The 6,038-nt window shown below is 61.1% G+C and carries 6 protein-coding genes and 1 pseudogene; 6 read left to right on the top strand and 1 reads right to left on the bottom strand.

All coding sequences use genetic code 11. The features are described 5' to 3' along the window. Positions 1–276 (bottom strand): annotated as a pseudogene (locus EOB49_RS37370) (imidazoleglycerol-phosphate dehydratase); the annotation flags it as partial. A gap of 228 nt (positions 277–504) precedes the next feature. Between EOB49_RS37370 and hslV the strand changes: the two are divergent. The 6 genes from hslV to EOB49_RS04770 all read left to right on the top strand — a co-directional run bounded on the left by hslV (position 505) and on the right by EOB49_RS04770 (position 5,955). Continuing rightward, on the top strand, positions 505–1,056 hold the full coding sequence (gene hslV, locus EOB49_RS04745) for an ATP-dependent protease subunit HslV (RefSeq protein ID WP_127266874.1): 552 nt from the start codon (positions 505–507) through the stop codon (positions 1,054–1,056). 71 nt (positions 1,057–1,127) lie between these two features. Next, positions 1,128–1,640 carry a GNAT family N-acetyltransferase gene (locus EOB49_RS04750; RefSeq protein ID WP_127380297.1) on the top strand — a complete coding sequence of 171 codons (513 nt, stop codon included), beginning with the start codon at positions 1,128–1,130 and terminating at the stop codon, positions 1,638–1,640. After that, positions 1,637–2,797, top strand: a complete 1,161-nt coding sequence (locus EOB49_RS04755) for a hypothetical protein (protein WP_164761687.1) — start codon at positions 1,637–1,639, stop codon at positions 2,795–2,797. Before EOB49_RS04750 ends, EOB49_RS04755 begins: the two co-directional genes overlap by 4 nt. Before the next feature lie 52 nt (positions 2,798–2,849). Further along, the gene (locus tag EOB49_RS04760; protein ID WP_127380298.1) at positions 2,850–3,449 is read left to right on the top strand and encodes a DUF2585 domain-containing protein; all 600 of its coding nucleotides are present in this window, start codon (positions 2,850–2,852) and stop codon (positions 3,447–3,449) included. 4 nt (positions 3,450–3,453) lie between these two features. After that, on the top strand, positions 3,454–4,764 hold the full coding sequence (gene hslU / locus EOB49_RS04765) for an ATP-dependent protease ATPase subunit HslU (protein WP_127328515.1): 1,311 nt from the start codon (positions 3,454–3,456) through the stop codon (positions 4,762–4,764). Between the two features lie 231 nt (positions 4,765–4,995). Beyond that, a complete protein-coding gene (locus tag EOB49_RS04770) occupies positions 4,996–5,955 on the top strand; it encodes a DUF1402 family protein (protein WP_127380299.1) in 960 nt (319 codons plus the stop codon). The last annotated feature ends 83 nt before the right edge of the window (positions 5,956–6,038 follow it).

Genomic DNA, 6,038 nt, shown 5'->3' on the forward strand with positions numbered 1-6,038 from the left:
GCGCATGATGCCGCGCCGCTCGCCCAGTGCCTTGGCCAGCGCCTGGCCAAGCGCGATGCCGGTGTCCTCGACGGTGTGATGATCGTCGATATGCAGGTCGCCCTTGGCCCTGACCGTCATGTCGACCAGGGAATGGCGCGCCAGCTGGTCCAGCATATGGTCAAAGAAGCCGACGCCCGTCGAAATGTCCGATTTTCCGGTGCCGTCGACATGGACCGAGACGGCAATCTCGGTTTCCTTGGTCTTGCGGCTGACTTCGGCGGCGCGGGGCGGCATCACTCTATCCTTGTCCCAGAGGTTCACATCGTGACCAGCTCAGAGGTTCAAGCGCTCGCAGGCTTGAAAACGAAAGCCTTCTAGCAGCATGATCCGGCGATTGCCAGTTGCGAACCCGGCCGCTATCCAGCGGTTTGCAATCATCGGTCCCATGCATACATATGGCCGATCAAGTCACTCGTACCGCGCCGATCGCCTTATCGGGATGGCGCTGCTCGGAGCCAGGAAATGTCCGATAATCTGACCATGCACGCCACGACCATCGTGACGGTGCGCAAGGGCAACAAGGTGGTGATCGCCGGCGACGGCCAGGTCAGCCTTGGCCAGACCATCATGAAGGGCAACGCCAAGAAGGTGCGCCGCATCGGCAAGGGCGGCAATGTGATCGCCGGGTTCGCCGGCGCCACTGCCGACGCCTTCACGCTGCTGGAGCGGCTCGAAGCCAAGCTCGAACAATATCCAGACCAGCTGACGCGCGCCTGCGTCGAACTCGCCAAGGACTGGCGCACCGACCGCTATCTGCGCCGGCTGGAAGCGATGATGCTGGTGGCCGACAAGTCGGTATCGCTGGCGCTGACCGGCACCGGCGACGTGCTCGAACCCGAATTCGGCGTCATGGCCATCGGTTCGGGCGGCAATTACGCACTGGCCGCGGCCCGCGCGCTGATGGACAGCGACAAGGATGCCGAGGAGATCGCCCGCAAGGCGATGCAGATCGCATCCGATATCTGCGTCTACACCAACAACAATTTCGTCGTCGAAACGCTCGAGGTCGGCTGAAAAGGCCGGCCATGACCCCGAAAAGTGGAAACCGGTTTTCTCGGACGAACGGTTCCGTTCGTCCAGAGATCATGGCCGAACAAGAAGATAGCTACGACTTTCGGCCGGTGACGGAAAAAGACCTGCCGATGATCGCCGGCTGGCTCGCCGAGCCGCATGTTGCAGAGTGGTGGGACGATCCGGAGACGGAAATCGCCGGCATTAGCGAGCACATCGACTCGATTTCGGTCGAGCCGCTGATCGTCGAGCTCGACGGCAAGCCGATTGCCTATCTGCAGAGCTACGACCCGCATCTGGAAGACGACCATCCCTATGCCGACCAGCCGTTCGGCACGCTCGGCATCGACGTGTCGATCGGCGTGCCGGAGTTGCTCGGGCGCGGCCATGGCTCGGCAATCGTGCGCCAGTTCGTCGAACAGCTTTTCGAGGAAGGTGTTCCGCGCGTCATCATCGATCCGGATCCCGCCAATGTCAGGGCGATCCGTGCCTATGAAAAGGCTGGCTTTGTTGCCTTTGACACCAGAACATCGGAGTACGGGCCGGCCTTGATGATGGCGCTCGACGCGACGCAGGAGCCCAATTGATCAGCGCCGAAACCCTCGACAAGGCAGTCGCGAAAGGTTTGATCTCGCAGACCCTGCGCGATCAGTTGGAGGCCATGGAACGTGCGGTCGCTCTCGCCCCCGAGGCCAGGCGCGCCGATGACGAGGGTGACGAGGAAAACCTGCGGCTGGTGGGCGGCGGCAACGATCTGTTTGTCACCGTGGGAACCGTTCTGCTCAGCGCCGGCTTCTTCTTTGTCCTGACCACCTTGCTTCCAGGCCAAACATTCTGGATCGCCGGCATCCTCGCGGTTTTCGCCTGGGGGCTCGCCGAAATCGTCACGCGTCAGCACCGGATGAAATTATCGTCGTCCGTGCTTGCCCTGATTTTCATGGCCGCCATTCTGGCCGCTCTGGCGCTACAGGTGGAGGCCAGCTTCGGCATACGCAAGCCGGAGACTATCTGGCAGCTATTGGCGTTGCGCCAGACGGCGTCCCAGGCCGGATATCTGTTCCTGGGCGGAGGAATAATCGCGGCGGCGATCTATTTCTGGCGTTTTCGCGTCCCCATCATTGCCGGGGCTATCGCCATCGCTTTTACACTGCTTGCCTTCCTGCAAACGGCGATAATTCTGTATGACAGCGTGACAGCGGGTGCGATTGCGCCACCGCGTATGGAGGATGTTCCCGAATTGCTCCGCGCGGCACTTTACATGCCGCTGATCTGCGGCCTGATCGTGTTCGCAACGGGTGTAGCTTTTGACATTTACGATAGGGATCGACGCAAGATCTGGTCCGATTGCGCTTTCTGGCTGCATGTCGTCTCGGCGCCCATGCTGGTGCATCCGCTCTTCATTATGGCAACCGGCCAGAACGTCGTATTCGGACATATCGCGCCGGATACCAATGCAACCCTCATGCTGGCGATTCTGATCCTTGGCTTCCTCTATGTCGCGCTTGCCATCGACCGCCGTTCGCTTCTGGTTCCGACATTGGCTTACTTCGGCTCGCTGGGCATCTATTATCTGGTGAATTCCGCCTCCGATTCGACGGGCATCCCGCCTTTTGCCTTGATCCTGGTCGTTGTTGGCGCGCTGATCATTCTGTTCGGGGCTGGCTGGCAGCGTATCCGGCGGATTGTGGTCAAACCCACCTTGCCGGCTGCCGTGATCCGCCGGCTACCGCCGCTGAAGGCGTGACAAGGCTTTGTGATGATCGAGACGGCGACGCGAAACGAGGGGGAATGAACCGATGACGACACCGGCCGCGGAGAACAGCTATTCGGCCTATGAAGACAGCTGGCGAATGGGGCTTCTGCTGGTGCTTGCCCTGGTCATCTTCCAGGCCGGGGCGCTCTACGGCATGGGGCGAACGCCGATCTGCACCTGCGGCTACGTCAAGCTCTGGCAAGGCGTCGTGCAGAGTTCGGAGAATTCCCAGCACATTTCGGACTGGTATACGTTCTCGCACATCATCCACGGCTTCCTGTTCTATGCGCTGGCGAGATTCCTGTTCCCGCGTTCGCCGATCGGCTTGAGACTGGCGTTCGCCGTCTTCATCGAAGGCGGTTGGGAGCTGCTCGAAAACAGCCCATTCATCATCGAGCGCTACCGCGCCGGCACCATCTCGCTCGACTATTACGGCGACAGCATCATCAATTCGGTGTCCGACACACTGGCCATGGTGCTGGGATTTGTGATGGCGCGAAGGCTACCTATATGGGTGATCGTCAGCCTCGCCATCATCTTCGAACTCGGTACCGGCTATCTCATCCGGGACAATCTGACACTCAACGTGATCATGCTGCTGCATCCGTTCGAGGCCATCAAGCAGTGGCAAAGTGGAATCTAGTGATATGAGCACATTTTCTCCCCGCGAAATCGTTTCGGAACTCGACCGTTTCATCATCGGCCAGAAGGACGCCAAGCGCGCCGTGGCCATTGCCTTGCGCAACCGCTGGCGCCGCCAGCAGCTGGAAGGCCAGATGCGCGAAGAGGTGATGCCGAAGAACATCCTGATGATCGGGCCGACCGGCGTCGGCAAGACCGAGATCTCGCGCCGCCTGGCGCGGCTCGCCGGTGCGCCTTTCGTCAAGGTCGAGGCGACCAAGTTCACCGAGGTCGGCTATGTCGGCCGCGATGTCGAGCAGATCATCCGCGATCTGGTCGAGATCGCCATCGGGCTGGTGCGCGAGAAGATGCGCGAGGACGTCAAGGCGCGCGCCCACGTCAACGCCGAGGAACGCGTGCTGGAAGCGCTGGTCGGCAAGACGGCGAGCCCGGCCACCCGCGATAGTTTCCGCAAGAAGCTGCGCGACGGCGAACTCGACGACAAGGAGATCGAGGTCGAGGTTGCCGACACCGGCAGCGGCGGCATGCCCGGCTTCGAGATTCCCGGCATGCCGGGCGCCAATATCGGCGTGCTGAACATCAACGACATGCTGTCGAAGGCGATGGGCGGCAAGAAGACCAAGACGCGCAAGACGACGGTCAAGGAGTCCTACGACCTGCTGGTCAATGACGAGTCCGACAAGCTGCTCGATCAGGACGAAGTGGTGCGCAGGGCGCTCGATGCCGCGGAAAATGACGGCATCGTTTTCCTCGACGAGATCGACAAGATAGCGGCGAGATCCGACATTTCGGGCGGTCCGTCCCGCGAAGGCGTGCAGCGCGACCTGCTGCCGCTGGTCGAGGGCACCACGGTGGCGACCAAATACGGGCCATTGAAGACGGATCATATCCTGTTCATCGCTTCCGGCGCCTTCCACGTCTCGAAGCCGTCCGACCTTTTGCCGGAGCTGCAGGGCCGCCTGCCGATCCGCGTCGAGCTGCGGGCGCTGGAGAAGGACGATTTCGTCCGCATCCTGACCGAGACCGAGGCGAGCCTGATCAAGCAGTATATCGCTCTGATGAAGACCGAAGGCGTCGAGCTGACCTTCACCGACGACGCTATCGACTCGCTGGCCGGCATCGCCGTCGATCTCAACGCCAGCGTCGAGAACATCGGCGCAAGGCGGCTGCAGACGGTGATGGAGCGGGTGCTGGACGAAATCTCCTACGATGCGCCCGACCGCAACGGCACATCGGTCACCATCGATGCCGCCTATGTGGAGAAGCATGTCGGCGACCTGTCCAGGAATACCGACCTGTCGCGGTTCATCCTTTAAACGACGGCGCCGGAACGTTCCGGCGCCGGTCCGGACAACATTTTCCGGCAAGCAAAATCGTGTGTGGCCAGATGGTACCATCTGGCCACCTTTCGTAGTGCCGGGTGAAGGGGCGCTCTCGACTCGACCAAGAGCTTTACCTAGTTTGCGCGGCAATTCTCGATCTCTTGGTTGACGCAATTCCGGGAAACCGTTTCACACTTTTCCTGGAATTGCTTGGGCGGCGGGTGCATGAAAAAATTGATCCTGGTCATTCTCGGCTTGACGCTGGCGGCGACGCTGTTCGCCGCCGAGGCAGCGACATCGGTGCCGCCGGGAAATCGCAATGCCGTGCAGCCCGACATTCCGGGTGCCTCCAGCCGGCGCACGCAGGCGACCAACACCAGCTTCCAGGCGAAGTATCGCAAGGTCTACGCTCTGCTGCAGAACGACGCCGATCTGCGCGGCAAGATCAAGAAGGCAGCAGCCACCTACGGCATCGATCCCCTGCACATCGTCGGCGCCATCGTCGGCGAGCACACCTACAATGTCGATGCCTATGACCGACTGCAGACCTACTACGTCAAGGCAATCTCCTATCTCTCCAGCAAGCTTTCCTTCGCCTATGACGGCGAGGACATCACCGATTTCGTGCAGCGGCCGGAGTTCAAGAAATGCGCCGGGATGTCCGACAGCTACGACCTGTGGGAATGCCGCGAACAGGTGTGGAACCGTTCGTTTCGCGGCAAGAGCGTCGGCGGGACCAACTTTCCCGACGACCGCTTCGGTGCCACCTTCTTCCAGCCCTATTATGCCGGCCAGACCTTCGGCCTCGGCCAGCTCAACCCGCTGACCGCCTTGCAGATGAGCGATCTGGTGCACAAGGTTTCCGGCCTGCCGAAGCTCGACGTCGGCGATCCCAATTCGGTCTACAAGACCATCATGGATCCCGACCTGACGCTGCCCTACGTCGCCGCGACGATCCGGAAATCGATCGATGCCTACAAAAGCATTGCCGGCTTCGACATTTCGGGCAATCCGGGGGTCACGGCCACGCTGTACAATGTCGGCAATCCGGAGCAGCGCGCCGACGCGCTGAAGGCGGAGAACGACAGGCGCCGCGCCGCCGGCGAGCCGGAAAAGCTGCCGGAAGAGAATTACTATGGCTGGCTGGTGAATGACAAATTGGCGGAGCTGAAGGCGCTGTTTTAGGCTGGGGTTCAGGCGCGCTGACGTTAATTTGCCGACGCCTGCGCCGCCCCTCATTGTCCTGCCGGACATTTCTCCCCGTATAG

Source organism: Mesorhizobium sp. M7A.F.Ca.MR.148.00.0.0 (assembly GCF_003997735.1).
GTDB lineage: Bacteria > Pseudomonadota > Alphaproteobacteria > Rhizobiales > Rhizobiaceae > Mesorhizobium.